Raw genomic sequence first — 17,687 nt, forward strand, 5'->3', positions numbered from 1 at the left:
CTGCGGCGGAGCCGTCGCGACGGGCACCCGCCGCAGCAGCGCCGGGGCCGCGCCGGAGTCGCAGCGGAGCGCCGGAGTCGCGACGGCAGCACCAGGGCCGCGGCGGCCGGGCACCATGCGGACGTACGTCCGTCGCGGCCGGCCCGAGCCGGCGCGCACTCGTCCGCCGGGCACCATGCGGCCGTGCCGTCACCGAGCCGCCGTTCGGCCGTCAGTCCAGGCCCAGCCGCTCCGCCGCCGTCGCCGCGTCGACCGGGACCGTGAGCGGCTGGGGGGCGCCGGCGACGGCCCAGTCGGGGTCCTTCAGGCCGTTGCCGGTGACCGTGCAGACGATCCGCTGCCCGGGGTCGACCTTGCCCTGTTCGGCGGCCTTCAGCAGGCCGGCGACGGACGCCGCGGAGGCGGGCTCGACGAAGACGCCCTCCTGCGCGGCCAACAGCCGGTAGGCGCGCAGGATTTCACGGTCCGTCACCTCGTCGATGGCGCCGCCGGACTCGTCGCGCGCGGCCAGGGCGTACGTCCAGGAGGCGGGGTTGCCGATACGGATCGCGGTGGCGATGGTCGACGGGTCCTTGACGACCTCGCCGCGCACGATCGGGGCGCTGCCGGAGGCCTGGTAGCCCCACATGCGCGGGGTCTTGGTGGCGATGCCGTCGGCGGCGTACTCCCTGTAGCCCTTCCAGTAGGCGGTGATGTTGCCCGCGTTGCCGACCGGAAGGACGTGGATGTCGGGCGCGTCGCCCAGCATGTCCACGATCTCGAAGGCGGCCGTCTTCTGGCCCTCGATACGCACCGGGTTGACCGAATTGACCAGCGCCACGGGGTAGTTGTCGCTGAGCGCGCGGGCGAGCGTGAGGCAGTCGTCGAAGTTGCCGTCGACCTGGAGGATCTTCGCGCCGTGCACGAGCGCCTGCCCCATCTTGCCGAGCGCGATCTTGCCCTGCGGCACCAGCACCGCGGAGACCATCCCGGCCCGTACGGCGTACGCCGCGGCCGAGGCGGACGTGTTCCCGGTGGAGGCGCAGATGACGGCCTTCGCGCCCTCCTCCTTGGCCCGGCTGATCGCCATGGTCATGCCGCGGTCCTTGAAGGACCCGGTCGGGTTCGCGCCCTCGACCTTGAGGTGGACCTCGCAGCCGGTGCGCTCGGAGAGCACCTGCGCGGGCACGAGAGGCGTACCACCCTCACGGAGCGTGACGACCGGCGTGCTGTCGGACACCGGCAGCCGGTCCCGGTACTCCTCGATGATTCCGCGCCACTGGTGGGTCATTGCTGGTTACTCTCCTTCAACCCGCATGATGCTGGCGACACCCCGCACGGTGTCGAGCTTGCGCAGCGCCTCCACGGTCCCGCCGAGGGCGGCGTCGGAAGCACGGTGGGTGACGACGACGAGGGAGGCCTCGCCGTCCTTGCCCTGCTGGCGAACAGTGTCGATGGAAACCCCGTGCTCGGCGAACACGGTGGCGACCTGGGCGAGCACACCCGGTTTGTCGGCGACGTCCAGGCTGATGTGGTAGCGCGTGACGACCTCGCCCATGGGCGACACGGGCAGGGCGGCGTACGCCGACTCGCCGGGCCCGGTGGCCCCGCTGAGCCGGTTGCGGCAGACGGCCACCAGGTCGCCGAGCACGGCGGAGGCGGTGGGCGAACCGCCGGCGCCGGGCCCGTAGAACATCAACTGCCCGGCCGCGTCGGACTCGACGAACACGGCGTTGTACGCGCCGCGCACGGAGGCCAGCGGGTGCGTGAGCGGAATCATGGCCGGGTGCACGCGCGCGGTGACCGATCCGCCGTCCTCGGCGCGCTCGCAGATGGCGAGCAGTTTGATGGTGCGGCCCATCTGTTTCGCGGAGGCGAAGTCCGCGGCGGTGACCTCGGTCATCCCCTCGCGGTGGACGTCGTCGAGCCGTACGCGCGTGTGGAAGGCGATCCCGGCGAGGATGGCGGCCTTGGCGGCGGCGTCGAACCCCTCGACGTCGGCGGTCGGGTCGGCCTCGGCGTACCCGAGCGCGGTGGCCTCGTCGAGGGCCTCCTGGTAGCCGGCCCCCGTGGTGTCCATCTTGTCGAGGATGAAGTTGGTGGTGCCGTTGACGATGCCGAGCACGCGGTTGACCTTGTCCCCGGCGAGGGACTCGCGCAGCGGCCGGATCAGCGGGATGGCACCGGCGACGGCGGCCTCGTAGTACAGGTCCTTGCCGTGCGCCTCCGCGGCGGCGTGCAGGGCGGCCCCGTCCTGGGCGAGCAGGGCCTTGTTCGCGGAGACGACGGAGGCGCCGTGCTCGAAGGCGGTGGTGATGAGCGTACGGGCGGGCTCGATGCCGCCGATGACCTCGACCACGACGTCGATGTCGCCGCGTTTGACGAGCGCGGTGGCGTCGGTGGTGACCAGCTCGGCGGGGACCCCGTCCCGCACCTTGCCGGGCCGTCGTACCCCGATCCCGGCGAGCTCCACCGGAGCCCCGATCCTGGCGGCGAGGTCGCCGGCGTGCGTCGTCATGATGCGCGCCACCTCTGAGCCGACAACACCACAGCCCAGCAGCGCCACCTTCAGCGGACGCGTACGCATCATCCGACCTCGTTTCCTCATACCGTCTACGGTTGGACCAGTCTCACTCACCGGACCACGATTTCTGCCACTTGTCCGGATCGTGAGACGTTTATTTCATTTTGGTAGGCCGGGAAGACAGGAGATCTTCCGGCCGTCCTGCGTTCGTGCCCTCAGGCATCCCGCGTTCGTGTCATCCGACGTGTCATCCGGCGTGTCATCCGACATCGAGCCGCAGCAGGTCCTCCTCCGTCTCCCGGCGGACGATCACCCGGGCCTCCCCGTCGGCGACGGCGACGACCGGCGGGCGCAGCGCGTGGTTGTAGTTGCTGGCCATGGACCGGCAGTACGCACCCGTGGCCGGTACGGCGATGAGGTCACCGGGCGCCAGGTCGGCCGGCAGGAACGCGTCCTTGACCACGATGTCCCCGCTCTCGCAGTGCTTGCCGACGACACGCACGAGCATGGGCGCGGCGTCGGAGACGCGGGACACGAGGGCGACGCTGTACTCGGCGTCGTAGAGGGCGGTGCGGATGTTGTCGGACATGCCGCCGTCGACGGACACGTACGTCCGCAGCCCCTCGAGCGGCTTGATGGTGCCGACCTCGTAGAGGGTGAAGGCGGTGGGCCCGACGATGGCGCGCCCCGGCTCGACGGAGATACGGGGCGTCCGCAGCCTGGCGGCCTCGCACTCGCGGGAGACGATCTCGTTCAGCGCCTTGGCGATCTCGTGCGGCTCGCGGGGGTCGTCGTCGCTGGTGTAGGCGATCCCGAGTCCGCCACCGAGGTCGATCTCCGGCAGCTCGATCCCGTGCTCGTCCCGGATCTCCCTCAGCAGCCGGACCACGCGGTGCGCGGCGACCTCGAAGCCGGACATGTCGAAGATCTGCGACCCGATGTGGGAGTGGATCCCGACCAGCTCCAGCCCGTCGAGCCGCAGCGCCCGCCGTACGGCCTCGGCGGCCTGCCCCCCGGCCAGCGGGATCCCGAACTTCTGGTCCTCGTGCGCGGTCGCGATGAACTCGTGCGTGTGCGCCTCGACCCCGACCGTGATCCGGATCTGCACCTTCTGCCGCTTCCCGAGCGACTGGGCGATGTGGGCGACCCGGACGATCTCCTGGAAGGAGTCGAGGACGATCCGCCCGACCCCGGCCTCGACGGCGCGGTGGATCTCCGCCTTGGACTTGTTGTTGCCGTGGAAGGCGATGCGCTCGGCCGGCATCCCGGCGGACAGCGCTGTGGCGAGCTCGGTGCCGGAGCAGACGTCGAGGTTCAGCCCCTCCTCGTCGAGCCACCGGACGACGGCCCGGGAGAGGAAGGCCTTCCCGGCGTAGAACACGTCGGCCTCGCTCCCGAAGGCGGTACGCCAGGCCCGGACGCGGGAGCGGAAGTCGGCTTCGTCGAGGAGGTAGGCGGGCGTACCGAACCGCTCGGCGAGCTCGGTGACGGCGATACCGCCGACGGTCACGACCCCGTCCTCATCGCGGGTGACGGTCTGCGCCCACACCTTCGGGTCGAGGGCGTTGAGGTCGGCGGGCGGCGGGGAGTAGTGCCCCTCGGGCAGGACATCGGCGTAACGGGGCCCGGCGGGGTGTGCGGAACGGCTCATGTCGGTTTCTCTGAACTCTCTGGCTCTCTGTCCCTCTGTGGCTCTCAGAGGTGGTCGGGTGCGTCGATGCCGAGCAGGGACAGGCCGCCGGCCAGCACCGCCCCGGCGGCTTCGGCAAGAGCGAGCCGGGCACGGTGGGCGGCCAAGGGTTTCTCCTCCCCGCGCGGGAGCACGTCCGGGAGGTACGGCAGCACGGCATCGGCAACGCTGACGAGGTGCCGGGCGAGGGCGTCGGGAGCACGGTGCGCGGCGGCGCGGGCGAGGACGCGGGGGTGGTCGGCGAGGAGGGTGACCAGGTCACGGTCCACCTCTGTGGGCCCCGGCTCGGCGGAAAAGCCGAGATCGGCGGCGTTACGGCTGAGCGCCCGGGTGCGGGCGTGGGCGTAGCGGACGCGGAAGAGGGGGTTGCTCTCGCGCTGGACGAGGTGGTCGTCGGTGATACGGGGGTGATCGTGGGCGGCGGGAAGGAGCAGCGCCCAGCGGGCGGCGTCGCGGCCGAGGGGGAGGGGGTCGGCGGGGGCGGGGACGGGCCGGATGTCGACGCCGGGCGACACGTCACCGTCGATGGGGGCGTCGACCCGGACACCGAGTACGCGCTCCCAGGCAGTCGGGAGGGGTCTCTCGCAACTGATGCTGCCCCGGGAACCCTGGGCCCGCAGAAGCCGGGCCACGGCATCGGCGACGACAAGGGCGCGGACTTCCAGAGGACACCGAAGCCGGACGGTGTCCCCGGTCCGCTGAGGGACGTACCCGTACTCCTCCCCGGCCCGCAGGATGCTGCCGACGATCCGAACGAAGGCGGCGTCGGCATCGGCATCCCGAAGGCTGATGTTGAGGAACCCGGGCCCGGTGACGGAGACGTCGTCGATGCCGTCGAGGCCGAGAAGGTGGGCCCTGAGCACCTGGGCCACTCGCGGCGCGGGCTGCCCGGCCGGCCGCGCGAGCTGAAGGGCGATGTTGGTGGCGTAGTCACCGCACCCACCGGGCCGGGGCCGAGTGACCACGGCCCGCTCCGGCACGGCCACACTCAGCTCCCCCACGTCGACAGCACGACGCACCGCGCACAGCACGGTACGGGAGAGCTCCACGGGGGTCACGGGACAAGCGTAGGGGAGGAGGGGGGTGGGTAAGCGAACTTGATCGGGCGTGGTATCGCCATATGGACGGAGGGGCCACGACCACCCGGAAGTTCCGCAAGTCCGCCGCCCCGGCCAAGGGATCACCCGCGACTGCGCCCGGCCCGCTCTGTCTCCCCGGCGCCCCGGGCCCCGTGTTCGATGAGATGCCACACGAGCCGCACGAGTTCGCCCGGCTCGAACGGCTTGGGAAGAAAGGCGTCGACCCCGACATCGAGACCGGCCTCGACCTCGTACGGCGAACAGGCGCTGACGATGGCGAGAGGAAGATCGCGGGTGAGCGGATCGGCCCGGAGCCGGGAGGCGGTCCGCAACCCGTCCAGCCGGGGCATGACGACATCGAGGGTGACGACATCGGGCCGCACCTGATGCACGACATCCAGACACTCGGCACCATCGGCCGCGGTCACGACCTCGAGCCCCTCGAGCTCGAGATTGACCCTGATCAACTGCCGGATGACCTTGTTGTCGTCCACAACAAGCACCCGGCCGGGAGCGGCTGGCACAACTCGAGAGTAGGTGCGGACCAGCCACCGCGTCCGGGTTTTCCCCACTTCCGCCCCGTCCGAGGGACGCCCCGCCTTCCGGTGGACGCGGCCACCCGCCTGGAAAACGTTCATGACCACCCCGACGGAACTGGTAATGTTCTACACGTCGCCGCGCAGACCGCGCCCGACCCGCCCCCGTAGCTCAGGGGATAGAGCAACGGCCTCCGGAGCCGTGTGCGCAGGTTCGAATCCTGCCGGGGGCACCCCTTCTGAGGTGCCTAAAGACCCCGTGACCAGCGGAAACGCTGAGTGCGGGGTCTTCGTGTTTGCGCAGCCGTATGCCGCCCGAAGCGGCCGTATGTCGGGGTCTGTGGACGAGGCGTGGACGGGATCTTGAGGCATTGCCGCAGGTGAGCAGCGTCGAACCGACCGCGACCGAACGCACCCACCGCTGATGGGACCTGTACGCCTCGATCCCGCTCACCCCCTCCCTCGCCTCGCTGGGTTGCGAAGATCAGGATCGCCCTCCGGCTTGCCCATCGAAAATCGCTGCACGAGCATCGGGATTCCTCTGCGGTCCGCTCACTGCTCGTGATAGCAATCGCTATCACGGCATAGCAACTGCTAGGGGGCGGGGTTGTGAACTCATACATCCTGCGGGAACAGCGCATCCGACTCATCGACGGCTTCCTCGACGAGGAGAAACGCCGTCGTCAGGAGTTCGACGCCAAGTTGGAGGCCTTGGACGAGGAGATCGCCGAAGCCGAACGCAACGAGACTGAGAACTACCGCAACCCAGAGGTCCTCGTACGGGGAAGTCTTGGCGCCCGCAGGAAGGTCTACCACTCAGCTGCACATCCTTGCGGTCGCACCCAGTACGACGGTGGGCGACAGCGAGGCTTCATGAAGATGCGCGAATCTGAGGCGAAGCTCATGGACGGTGGGGTACTCAAGCGGTGCCCAGCATGCTGGTCTGACTAACACAGAGTTGGGCCTGGGGGCGGTTCTGCCGATCGTCCCCAGGCCCATGCCTTTCTTGAGCATCGCCACCAGCGCCTGACGCACCAAGGCCAGTGCCTTACGACTCGGTCCGCGATTGAGGTCGTGGCGTGCTGGCCTGGCGGTTCGGCTGGTGGTTGATCAACGAGCCGCCTGCCGGGCGAGTACCAGTTCGGTGCTCGGCTTGCGGCGGGTGGCCCGGCGGGCGGAGCGGTCCGAGACCAGTGAGACGATCGCCTGGTGGGTTTCGGCGTAGTCCTCGCGCCGGCCGGTATAGCGCTGGAGCGGGCGCCACTGCCGCAGTTCGGCGTTGGCGTGCTCGACACAGATACGGGCGGAGGACTGTCGACGGCGCATCTCCCGCCAGGCATACTGCTCGCCGAGCGGCGTGTCCTCCTTCGGCTTCTTCGGTGGGGCGCTGACCTGACCGGGGAACTCGTTGGCCAGGCCCCGGTAGCCCTCGTCGACCTCGGCTCCCGCCTTCGGGCGGAGCCGGAACTGCTCGGCGATGCCCTCGGTGCGCATCGCGGTCTGGTCGTGCATGCGGCCCGGCCGGTCCGCGCCCGACCACAGCAGGCGGCCCTGGCCGTCGCTGATGGTGGTGGTCTTGATGGTGTTCTGCTTCTTCTTGCCCGAGACGAAGGCCCGCCGTCCGGGCCGGTTGGCCTGGGGTCGGCGGACCTGGGTCTCGGCTCCGTCGATCCGCAGCGTGATTCCCTCGGCCTCGGCGTAGGCGAACACGTCGGCCAGCGTGCGCAGCCGCACCCCGGGGCGGTCGGGGACCGCGAAGCCGCGTGCCGCCAGCAGCGGGCGGATCTCGCCGACGGCACGGGAGACCGTGGAACGGGCCGTGCCGTACAGCTCGGCCAGCGCGGCGTGCGGGAGACCGGTGCGCAGATGCACCAGGGTGACCAGCACCCGGTCGGCGAAGACCAGGTCGTACTTCGGCCCGGCACCGGCCGCCCGCCGCCGCGCAGCACCTCGCCGCTCACGCAGTGCCGACTCGCACCGCGCCAGCCACGGGTCTGCCAACTCCTCGATCAAATCGCCGAGATGTGCACGGGAGACGCCGCAGAAGGCAGGATGGGACAAGGCCGCACGGGCCCACTTCTTGGTCACACTCGAAGAACCTGTGCGGCTGCTGTCACGTCACGGCCGTGGAAGACGGTCTCGCGGACCGAGTCGAGGCCGTCGCACCGTCGCAGGTCAGGCTTTCGCCGCGGTGCCGGCCATCGCCCCCGGCGGGCGCACCATGAAGACGTCGATCGGATCCTGGGCTTCCACGACGAATCCGTGGCGCTCGTAGAGCCGACGGGCAGCGCTGCCCTGCAAGACGTTCAAGCCTATGGTCAGGCCCTGCGCGTCGGTCCGCTCCAGCACCGTGCGCAGCACAGCGGATCCGAGCCCTCGGCCCTGCCGGTGCGGAGCAAGGTAGAAGTGCTCTAGCCACTGCCTGTCTCCGGCGGGCCGGACCGTGACGCAACCTGCGAGTTCACGGTCGATCATGATGACCGACGTGTGCTGCGGGGAGAAGGAGTCCCGCAGCCGCTGACGTACCCGGTGCTCGTCGTAGCGCCCGAGGCGTTCCAAGTCTGCACGCATGACCGTGGCCCGCAACTCCGCGATCACCTCGATGTCCGCTGCTACCGCAGAACGCAGCACCCAGCCCGCGGCGTGCGCCGGCATGCTCCCTGCAGGCGCCGCCACGTCCGATCGCGTCCCGCTTCCCATCACCCCGGCATCCATGGCCGGAGTATCTCAGTTCGCCTGCTTTGAACGGTCGGATGGGCAACTGAACCCGACCTGCCCAATCCCGCCGCGATCTCAATCGCGCACCATCTCGTTACTCGTACTCGCGAAGCAGGTCCTCGATACGTCGGTTGGCGACGTCCTGCCGTCCGTCGAGGCACTTCGCGTAGCGGGTCAGCAGGACCTCAACGCTGTTGCCGGCGCGTTCGGCAATCTCGGTGGGATCGACTCCGGCGTTGAGCCACGTCGACAGCGCCGAGTGCCGAAGGTCGTACGGCCTACTCGCGAGCGGCGAGGCCGCGACGGCCGGCGGGAGCGCCAGGAGCCGAGCCTCCTGCCACACGCGGTAGTAGGTCGAGGACGGGACGACCGAGCCCTTCTCACTGAAGAAGAGCCGCCCGTCCTCCGCCGTGCCGAACGTGGCGAGGTGCTCGCGCAGCACGGCGACGAGCTGAGGCGGGATGGGCACGCGCCGAACGTCCTCAGTCGGCCGATTCTTGAGTCCGCGGTCGTCGTGGGTCTCCCCCGAATCGGTCCACTGCTTGCCGACCGAAGGACGAGTCCGGTGGAGCAGCGCCGATCCCCAGCCCTGCTCGGGGAGGACGAGGTCAGTCTCCACCAGGCCGACCGCCTCAGCAGGCCGGAGACCACCGAAGTACATCGCCGCGAACAGCCCGACGAGACGCCGACCACGAGCACGCCGGTAACCGCCCACGTAGGACACCGCCGTCAGAAGATTGCGGGCCTGCTCCGGGTTGGCGACAACGCGCGGATCGACCTGGTTCGAGACCTTGGGCTTCTGCCAGCGAACCGCCGTGATCGGATTCTCCCGCAGCTCCCCCAGGTCGACCGCGTAGTTCGCAGCGTTGACGAGTGTCCGCCGCTTCCGCCGCACGGTCTCAGCGGCTGCCGCGGTACCGTCGAGCTTCAGCTTCAGCCCGTCGAGCACCGCACGGGCCGTTGCCGCTTCAGCGAGATCCGCAAGCGGACGGGATGCCTTTGCCACCCAGTGCAGAACGTTCTGGACGTTATCCGGGACTTCCCGATCGTTCGGCCCTGGCAGCACGAAGGCCCAGTTGCGCAATGCCTTACGGATCTCCTCGTCGGACGGCCGCCCTGCGCGCTCCACGAGCAGCTCCACGGTCACGCTGGTGAGGGCTTCGTTGATGCCGTCTCGCGTATTGGGTGCAGCGTGGGGCCACTTCATCGCGAGGTACTTGAGGGCGAAGTCGTACCAGGACAAGGGCGACTTCTTCCGTTCCATCGAGGCCGGAAGACCAGTTTCCGTGTCGAACTCTTCGCCGTCCCGCATGGCACGCATGAGCTTCGCTCGGTAGTGATCGGCGAGCGCCTTGGTACGGAACGAGTCCGAGAAGACGTTGCCCGCGACGGACCAGCGGACGCCGTACGAAGGGGTCTTGGTGTCCCGCTTGCGTACGCCCCAGACCTTGACGTCGAGAGACTTCACGCAGCCTCCTCCAACTGCCGTAGCCACGAGGCGAAATCACTGCGCCAGACCCGAAGCTCACCGTTGGGCAGCTTGAATGCGGCCGGCCCCTGTCCCAGCTCGCGCCAGCGGTAGAACGTCCGGCGAGAAACGCCGCCCAGCTCGTCCAAGACTTGGCGAACAGTCATCAGCTCATCGCGGCGGGCGTCCATGTCGGCTCTCCTTCCGTTCCGGGGGCGGGTTCGAGGGATGCGGCGAGCCAGGCTTCGGCGCGGGACAGTCCGGTACCGGCGAAGACCCAGTGCGCAAGGACGAGCGTGGTTTCGCCGTCCTGCGGGACGGGCGGAGCCGCTTGGGCCCGGCGCCAGTCGGCGCGTGCGTCGCGCAAGGCGCCGAGGGTGGTGGAGTAGCGGCGGGACTTGGTGGAGAAGTGGCCGCGGAATCCGAGCATGTGGGCCCAGGCCCGCAGGCGGAGGTCTGCCAGCTCGGGGCGTGCGCCCAGGGTCCAGGCGGTGCGGATCATGTGCCGGGCGTGTTCGGTGATCCGTGCTTGGGCCAGCTCGGCGAGGAACCTGATCGGCCGGTCCAGGGTGCCGGTCGCCGTCTCGGCGCCCTTGGTGGCGTACTTGGCGATGTACGCGGCGACGGCCCGCTCGGTCAGCTCCTGGCCGTCGTCGAAGTCGGCGGTGCGGATCGTGCGGACGTCGAGCTGGCGGCCGAAGACGAAGGTGTGGGCCCGTTCGTCGATCACCGGCCCATCGACTCGCGTGGTGGTGGCAGCGGCCCGGATGGCATCAGTCAGCAGCTCGGCCGTGGCCCAGGCGGGAGGCGGACAGTCGCTGCCGTCGGGGCCGTCGAGGCGGATGACGGCGTGGAAGTGGACGGCGCCCCGCTTCTGGTACTCGGCCACCTTGGCGAAGGAGATCCGGGCGTGGTCCCGGAACGCCCGCTGGGTGAGGCCGGCCCGCTTGGCGACCTCCCGGCGGAGGTAGATCGAGAACCGCCGCCACAGCGCGCCCGCGTGTGCGTTCCACAGCACGGCCGCTTCGTAGTCGTAGGACTCCGGGTCAAGGGGTGTCCCCAGGGCGGCGTCGGGCCTTGTCCCTTGAGAGTGGACACCATTCATGTCGTTATGCGGCAAGTGTCAGGGTGGCTGACTGCTGCTCGTAGACGATCGGGGCCTGGTGTCCGTTGGCCGAGTGCCGTCGGCGGGTGTTGTAGCGGGTGATCCAGCGGAAGACGGCCAGGCGGCAGCCGAGGGCGTCGTCGAAGCGGCGGGCGCCCTTGAGCGTCTCGCGTTTGAGGGCCGCGTTGAACGACTCGGTGAGGGCATTGTCCGCCGACGTACCCACCGCGCCCATGGACTGGGTCACTCCCAACCCGGCGCACACGGCGGCGAATTCACGAGACTTGTACTGCGCCCCATGATCGCTGTGGAAGACGGCGCCGGCCAGGCTGCCGCGGGTCACGGCGGCTGCCCGGAGCGCGTCGGCGACCAGCTCGGTGCGCATGTGGTCGGCGATCGACCAGCCCACCCGACGACGCGAGAAGCAGTCGATCACTGTCGCCAGATACAGGAACTCACCGTCGCCCACCGGCAGGTAGGTGATGTCGCCGACGTACTTGAGGTTCGGCCCACTCGCGGTGAAGTCGCGCCGCAGCAGGTCCGGCACCGGGGTGGCGGATGGTTCGGGCACGGTGGTGACCTGGTGCCTGCGCAGCCGCAGCCCGGTGATGCCGAACTTCCGCATCACCCGCCCGACGCGCTTGTGGTTCACGCGCTCGCCGTCGTCGCGCAGCTCGGCGGTGATCCGGGGGCGACCGTAGGTGCCGTCCCACTCGGCGTGCACGGCCCGGATCCGTTCGGCGAGCGCGGCGTCGGCCCGCTCGCGCGCGGCGCGGGCCGCGCGGCCGGCCCGCCGCTTGTAGAAGCTGGAGCGGGCCACCTCCAGCACCTGGCACAACCGCTTCACGCCGAAGGCGCGGTGGTGGTCTTCGATGAAACGGCAGCGGTTCACCAGTTCATCTCGGCGGCGAAAAACTTCGTCGCCTTGCGCAGGATGTCCCGCTCGACCGCGAGCTTCTGGTTCTCCTTGCGCACCGCCTTCAGCTCCGCGCGCAGGGCCGCGATCTCGGCCTCCAGCTCCTGCTTCGTGGACTCGCTCACCGGGATGTCCTTCGTGTTGCCGTTGGTTGTGCCGCCTTCACCGCGGCGGGCCCGCTCGGCCCGCACCCAGTTGCGCAGCGTCTCCCGGCTGATTCCCAGATCCTTGCCGATGCCCTCGAAGGTGTGGCTCGGGTCCGACAGGTACAGCGCGACCGCGTCCGCCTTGAACTCGGGCGAGTAGACCTTCATCACCATAAAAGATGCCTCCTGCCCGGCCCCTGCCGGGGCCGGTATCAGAGGTGTCCACCACTCGGGGACAGGTCCCGTTAGGGCGGGCCGGTCAGGGCGATGCTGGTGGTCACGGTGGTCTTGCGGCCGACGCTGCCCTTGGTCTTGTTGTAGGCGTAGGGCGACAGGGTGCGTTTGACGCAGCGGGGACTGGTGCGGGATCGGCGCCGTAAAGGTGCGAGGTTGCGGGGGTGGACCAGGACGGCGTGCAGGAGCGCTGGGTCACCGGTGTGGGCGTTGATCACTGTCAGCCGGACGGTGTGCAGGGCGATGGTCAGCGACAGCCGGTCCGGGTCGAGGCCGGCGGTGGTGGCGATCTCGGTGATGGCCCGGCGGCCGGCCTGGTAGAGGGCCAGCAGAGCGAAAAGCTCCTGCTCGACGCCCTCCACCGTGCGGGAGCGCAGCACGCGGTCCGCTCCGCGCAGGCTGACTTTGAGTCCGTAGTAGGCGCTCTCGATCTCCCAGCGCTGGTGGTAGAGGGCGGCCAGCTCGCCGGCCGGATGCCGCCGGGGATCCAGCAGGGAGGTGACCAGCCGGACCGTGCTGGTGCGGCAGGTGCCGTCGGCCGCGGTGACGGTGACCTGGTAACTGATCACCCGCAGGGTCAGCGCGGTCAGGTTGGCGGGCATCGGTCCGTGGCGGCCGTGGCGCATCCAGCGGGTGAGCCGGTCACCGGAGCGGCGGTCGGTGACCAGGGTGAGATGGGTGCCGTCCGGCAGCAGGCGTCCGGCCTGCACCCTCCACAGCACATCCGCACCGGTCGCGCAGGCTTCCCGCAGGGCTTCGAAGCCGTCGTAGCCGCGGTCGGCCAGCAGCAGCATCCCCGGCCGCAGTGACGCCAGCAGGGCCCGGGCCTGCGGGAGTTCGGTGTACTGCTGCGGTCCGAAGACCGCATCGACCAGGGCCCGGGTGCCGCACTCCACCAGGGCGGTCAGCCGCACCTGCGGGTAGCCCGCCGGGCGGGTGGTGCGGGCCGCGTGCCGGGAGAAGCAGGCCACGTTCGCCGCACTGTCCGGCACCTCCAGACAGGTGCCGTCCCAGGCCACCAGCCGCAGCCCCCGCCAGAACACCCCGGGTGTCCCGGCCGTGCCGACCGGCCCGCGTAGCCGGTCGAACAGCAACGCCAGCGGCTTGGCGCCCAGCCGCTGACGGGCCTGCCGCAGTGCCGCCGCGGACGGATCAGCCACCACGGTCCGCGGCCAGCCGGCCGTCAGTGCGGTCCACACCCGCCGGTATCCGCAGTCCGTGAACAGGCCCATGGCCAGCACGAAGTAGACCACCACTCGGGCCGGCAGCAGCCGTACCCGCTGTTCACGACGTCCCGCCGCCTCCAGGACCTCATCCACCAGCGCCGGTGGGATCCACCGCGTCAGCGCCCCTAAATGACCCGGCAGCCACACCCACGACCGGTCCCGAACCACCCTGGCGGTGTCACACTGAACAGACAACGGAGCCCCCACGAACCGTGACCTCGACACTCACAGTTCGCGTCGGGCTCCGTTCCCGCGTCAACCCATCCGACCAGCCGAAACCGCCCTAACTTCCCGGTCTTGGGCTTTACGGAGCCACTTTGGCGCGAGCCTCGAAGATCATGGCCCCAACATCGTGCTTTACCGGGCAGGTCCACAGACTGCCCGACGCGCCGGAAGCTTACGGGGCCATGATCACTCGCGCCAAAGCAGCTCCGCCGACCTCTGTGCATGGCCCGACACATCGGCCGCGGAAGCGCCACCCCTCCCATTTTGCTGAAGGTTTGCTGACTCTCTGCCCTCACACCCCATCCTTCAGTATCATCTGACTGGCGATCACACAACGTCAGAGGGGGCGTTTATCGTGGAAATTTTCGAGCTACAAGGCATCTCTCTAGATTCTTCCGCGAAGCAACTAGAAGAAGAGGTAAGCGGAGAGCTTGATTCGCTCCTCAATCTCGGCGAATTCTCGCCAGAGGTGCAGGCAGAAATCGCCCGCAGCTTCCTTCCGGACCGAATTAGTGACACCCTCAACATCGAGGGCGTGAGAGTAAATGCACGCCTGACGCGCGCCGTGCTGGACGGCCTCGCAGTTTCAGAGTCCGACCGTTACTCCGAACAGGAAATTCTGAACGTAAGCGAAGCGAATGAATTGATTGAAAGCGAAGCAAAGGCGCAGGCTTCGCTTACCGTTGATCTAATAAAGGAGGTGCACCGCAGGATCGAGAAGAATTTGATCCGGGAAGCCGGATGTTTTCGCTTGACTGACGTTTCGATCACCGGAGCTAACCATCGCCCACCGTCTTGGGCGGATGTCCCAGACCTCGTTCGCGCTGTATGCGACCAGTATGCTTCGGGTGGGAATACCGACCTGACTCGAGCCGCATGGCTGCACGCCACGATTGCCAAGATTCACCCATTCATGGACGGCAACGGACGCACGGCTCGTATGCTGCAAGACTTCTCACTCGTGCGCTCCGGTCTACTTCCCATCGGTATTCCCATTAGTCGACGGGGTGAGTATTACGATGCGCTGGAGGTTGCCGATGGGGGAAATTTCGGACCTCTGGTGTCAATCATGGCGAGTGCCGAACTAGCAGCATTGGATAAGGCCAGAAGAATTGCGCGGGCACCTCAAGAGCGCCGCGAGCGAATCCGCCGCCTGGTCAAGGCTGCCGGGCAGACCGTCCGCCAGAATGACTACAACATCTATGAGGTCTGGCGCCGCAGACTTGAAGGATTCATTGCCGAATTCACGAAGTGGCTGGACGAACTGAACGAGGAGTCTACCGATTTCACCTTTAGATATCGCACCTATGAGGCTAAATCCTTCGAGAAATGGAAGGAGATTCGAGATCGGGGGTGGGCGCACGGAACTTGGGAGCTGACAGTTGATGTCGTCGTCAGAGGGAAAGTAATCTGCAAGTTCCTCTTCTACTCGAAGAGGCACCAGCTGAACTGGACGACCGATCCGGACAACAGCCTACGAGACGATGTGGGGCTGTTCATTTCATCAGTGAGCGATCCCGATGAGAGATTCTCTTTCAGTCACCAGTTCTCCGATCCATACATCTCACTGCGCGAGGTGCTACCTTGCAAGGATGGAATTATGGTTTATCGAGACCCTGATGTAGCACTAGAGACAAGTGAATCACCTGGGGTCACCGTCGTTTCGGAAAATGACCTTTGGGAAGGGCAGACAGTGGTGTCACCAGGTGACGTCATTGAGGAGTTCATCCAGCAGGTTCTACTGAAGCTGGGCCTCATCGACCTATGACTGTGAGAGCTGTCTATCCGTTGTGCCTGGATAGACAGCTCCCCAGGCCGTGCCAAAATCGTGCCAGATTCTACAGGGAACCACCGGATACAACGGGGCAGTGCCGACGACCGCCCGTCCGGGCACCGTCACTACTTTGCCGCAGTTCAGCGCCGCAGCCGCCCATAGAAAACCCAAGCTTCCCAAGCTGAGGGCTCAGCACCATGTGCTGGCCGTCGTGGCTTGCTCTGGTCGATGGCACTGGCAGCGTGGTACAGGCCGGTGGGGGTGCAGCGAGGCATACGCGCGCCGGGTCCGTCGGCGCACCCACCGCCGTGGCTGACTGTCGTCGGCTGAGGTTCGTGCCACAACCGTGCCAGATGCAGGGGTCAGCCACGGTCAACACCGGTGCCCTGCGGTCGGTTACTGATTTTGTGGGCGTGATGTCGTCAGTGTGAGTCCGGTGGCGGCGAGGCATCCGTCGATGACGTCGCTGCGGTACTGGAGCTTGCGGAGCGTGCGGCGCAGGACGCGCATCAGGTGGTCGGGGTCGGTGAACGCGGTGTTGTTCTGGCCCGCGCGCCGCACCAGTGACCAGATGCCCTCGACCGGGTTCAGGTCGGGTGCGTAATACGGAAGTTGGTAGGAAGCGACCCAGTCGTGGGTGTCGATGAAGGTGCGCAGCCGGGCGTCCAGGTGCACGTTCAGATTGTCCCAGATGAGCACGAGCGGGGCACCGAGCTGCTGGTGGGCCGCGGTCAGCAGGTCGCGGTAGTCGGTCCAGGTGAGGCTGCGCCGGCCGCCGCGCTTGTGATCGGCGTGCCGCTTGGGCCGGAAGACCAGGCGCGAGCGTTCGCCCTGCTTGTAGCAGGCCAGGGCGGCGATCGAGAACCGGCGCTGGGAGCGTCCTCGCACGCGGATCACGGGGGTGTGCCCGCGCTTGGCCCAGGTGCGGGAGGTGGGCGGCGTCATCGAGAAGCCGGCCTCGTCTTCGAAGACGATCCAGCCATCGAGCGCCGCCGCGGTGCTTCCGCCTGGGGCCAGGTCTCCTTCACCCAGCCGGTGACCGCCTCCTCGTTCCGCTCCAGCGCCCGCCGGGCCGGGATCTGGTGGCTCCACCCGTGGCGCCGGAGCATCTGCGCGATGGTCGAGAGCGTGAGGGCCCGGTGGAACCGGCGTCCGATCAGCGTCTTGATTCTGGCCAGGGTCCAGGTCTGGTCCGGCCAGCCGTGCGCGATCGGCCCCTTGGCCAGCTCCTGCTCCAGGACCGCGAACAGGGCCTCGTCCAGCTTGGGGCGGGCGGCCGATCCCTTGGAGTGCAGGGCCGGCCGGCCGCCGTCCTGCCAGGCGCGGTGCCACCGCTGCACCGAGCGCACGCTGACCCGCAGCTGCTTCGCCACCAGTGCATTGTCCTGTCCGGCAGCGAACATCTCGGCCGCCTCCATACGGATGCGCTCGCGAAATGCCCGCCGTTCGGCGGTCAGGCCGCCGCCTTGCGGATACCTCATGGTTCGGGCGTACCACGATGACCACCACCTGTCAGCCCTCGCGACACGCGCCCACAAATTCAGTAGCCGCCCGCTTCCTCGGCCGGCGAAGCCGCCGCAGCTCAGGCCCGAGATCCTCCAGCCTCTCTCCTAAAGTGGTTGTCCAGCCCGTTCACTGAGTCCACATCCGCTGGAACTCTTCGGCCGGGATGACCTCCAGTGGGTCCTCTTCAGGGTCGATCGCTTGGTCCGTCAGGCCGCCGTGCTCGTCCTCCAAATGCTCCCAGCTGTACCGGTGGAGTTGGCCGGCCGAAGTCAGCTCGGCCTGCTTGATGACGATCAACTCGCCGCGGTCGGATACGGCCTCGACGTACCACAAGCCGCCCCCCTCGTCAGCGTGGCGGAAGTGGTGCCGCAGAGCGGCGGCCTCATCGAGGGCTCGGAAGTACGCCACGATCTCTGCTTTGATGCGCTCCAGGTCAACCACCGAACCATCGTGCCGGCGAGTGAGCGCGGTTGCACCGTTCTGAGAGGGCGTTAAGTCCCTTCCCTCTCGGTTCGTGATCGCTCGTTCGTGGTACTGATCGCTATCCAGGCCGACTGCCCG

At 68.3% G+C, this 17,687-nt stretch carries 15 protein-coding genes, 1 tRNA gene and 1 pseudogene; 3 read left to right on the plus strand and 14 right to left on the minus strand.

The window, feature by feature from the left end; translation table 11 throughout:
• Window positions 1–211: 211 nt before the first annotated feature.
• The 5 genes from thrC to DEP02_RS03725 form a co-directional block, all read right to left on the minus strand.
• On the minus strand, window positions 212–1,270 hold the full coding sequence (gene thrC, locus DEP02_RS03705) for a threonine synthase (RefSeq protein WP_112465875.1): 1,059 nt from the start codon (window positions 1,268–1,270) through the stop codon (window positions 212–214).
• A 6-nt stretch (window positions 1,271–1,276) separates the two neighbouring features.
• Complete coding sequence (locus DEP02_RS03710; protein ID WP_112465876.1) at window positions 1,277–2,569, minus strand: homoserine dehydrogenase; 1,293 nt, start codon at window positions 2,567–2,569, stop codon at window positions 1,277–1,279.
• A 193-nt stretch (window positions 2,570–2,762) separates the two neighbouring features.
• Window positions 2,763–4,154, minus strand: coding sequence for a diaminopimelate decarboxylase (lysA, locus tag DEP02_RS03715; RefSeq protein WP_112465877.1), 1,392 nt, complete (start codon window positions 4,152–4,154; stop codon window positions 2,763–2,765).
• Between the two features lie 44 nt (window positions 4,155–4,198).
• On the minus strand, window positions 4,199–5,251 hold the full coding sequence (nrtL, locus tag DEP02_RS03720) for an ArgS-related anticodon-binding protein NrtL (RefSeq protein ID WP_112465878.1): 1,053 nt from the start codon (window positions 5,249–5,251) through the stop codon (window positions 4,199–4,201).
• A gap of 122 nt (window positions 5,252–5,373) precedes the next feature.
• Entirely contained in the window at window positions 5,374–5,910 is a 537-nt protein-coding gene (locus tag DEP02_RS03725; protein WP_112465888.1) for a response regulator, read from the minus strand.
• 59 nt (window positions 5,911–5,969) lie between these two features.
• On the opposite strand from DEP02_RS03725, the gene DEP02_RS03730 reads away from it, so the two are divergent.
• Window positions 5,970–6,041: transfer RNA gene (locus DEP02_RS03730), tRNA-Arg, on the plus strand.
• Window positions 6,042–6,417: 376 nt separating this feature from the next.
• On the plus strand, window positions 6,418–6,759 hold the full coding sequence (locus DEP02_RS33225; RefSeq protein ID WP_157977358.1) for a hypothetical protein: 342 nt from the start codon (window positions 6,418–6,420) through the stop codon (window positions 6,757–6,759).
• 159 nt (window positions 6,760–6,918) lie between these two features.
• On the opposite strand, the gene DEP02_RS03740 is transcribed toward DEP02_RS33225, so the two are convergent.
• The 7 genes and pseudogenes from DEP02_RS03740 to DEP02_RS03770 form a co-directional block, all read right to left on the minus strand.
• Window positions 6,919–7,896: a transposase family protein gene (locus DEP02_RS03740; RefSeq protein ID WP_198668272.1), complete on the minus strand. Its 978-nt coding sequence runs from the start codon at window positions 7,894–7,896 to the stop codon at window positions 6,919–6,921.
• A gap of 87 nt (window positions 7,897–7,983) precedes the next feature.
• Window positions 7,984–8,463 carry a GNAT family N-acetyltransferase gene (locus tag DEP02_RS03745; protein WP_232838943.1) on the minus strand — a complete coding sequence of 160 codons (480 nt, stop codon included), beginning with the start codon at window positions 8,461–8,463 and terminating at the stop codon, window positions 7,984–7,986.
• 157 nt (window positions 8,464–8,620) lie between these two features.
• Window positions 8,621–9,994 (minus strand): tyrosine-type recombinase/integrase, encoded by a 1,374-nt coding sequence (locus DEP02_RS03750; protein WP_112465881.1) that lies wholly within the window; start codon window positions 9,992–9,994, stop codon window positions 8,621–8,623.
• Window positions 9,991–10,185 (minus strand): helix-turn-helix transcriptional regulator, encoded by a 195-nt coding sequence (locus DEP02_RS03755; RefSeq protein WP_112465882.1) that lies wholly within the window; start codon window positions 10,183–10,185, stop codon window positions 9,991–9,993. Before DEP02_RS03755 ends, DEP02_RS03750 begins: the two co-directional genes overlap by 4 nt.
• Window positions 10,161–11,069: pseudogene (locus DEP02_RS03760) on the minus strand (replication initiator); the annotation flags it as partial. The gene DEP02_RS03755 and the pseudogene DEP02_RS03760, both read right to left, overlap by 25 nt.
• A 34-nt stretch (window positions 11,070–11,103) precedes the next feature.
• Window positions 11,104–12,335 (minus strand): IS3 family transposase gene (locus tag DEP02_RS03765; protein WP_112465883.1). Its coding sequence is split into 2 segments (ribosomal slippage): window positions 11,104–12,014 and window positions 12,014–12,335, totalling 1,233 coding nucleotides; the frame shifts between segments, so codons are not numbered across the junction.
• A 71-nt stretch (window positions 12,336–12,406) separates the two neighbouring features.
• Window positions 12,407–13,846, minus strand: coding sequence for an IS4 family transposase (locus DEP02_RS03770; RefSeq protein WP_112465884.1), 1,440 nt, complete (start codon window positions 13,844–13,846; stop codon window positions 12,407–12,409).
• Between the two features lie 355 nt (window positions 13,847–14,201).
• Here DEP02_RS03770 and DEP02_RS03775 point away from each other — a divergent pair, with 355 nt between their 5' ends.
• On the plus strand, window positions 14,202–15,614 hold the full coding sequence (locus tag DEP02_RS03775; protein ID WP_157977359.1) for a Fic family protein: 1,413 nt from the start codon (window positions 14,202–14,204) through the stop codon (window positions 15,612–15,614).
• 402 nt (window positions 15,615–16,016) lie between these two features.
• Here the strand turns inward: DEP02_RS03775 and DEP02_RS35760 are convergent.
• Both DEP02_RS35760 and DEP02_RS03790 read right to left on the minus strand, forming a co-directional pair.
• Window positions 16,017–17,101, minus strand: a protein-coding gene (locus DEP02_RS35760; RefSeq protein WP_438947722.1) for an IS630 family transposase whose coding sequence is annotated in 2 segments (ribosomal slippage) — window positions 16,017–16,576 and window positions 16,576–17,101 — 1,086 coding nt in all. Because the reading frame shifts where the segments join, the coding sequence is not laid out codon by codon here.
• Window positions 17,102–17,252: 151 nt separating this feature from the next.
• Window positions 17,253–17,687: hypothetical protein (locus tag DEP02_RS03790; protein ID WP_232838942.1), on the minus strand; the 435-nt coding region annotated here is incomplete at its 5' end.

This window comes from Streptomyces triticisoli, assembly GCF_003270085.1.
Taxonomy (GTDB): Bacteria; Actinomycetota; Actinomycetes; order Streptomycetales; family Streptomycetaceae; genus Streptomyces; species Streptomyces triticisoli.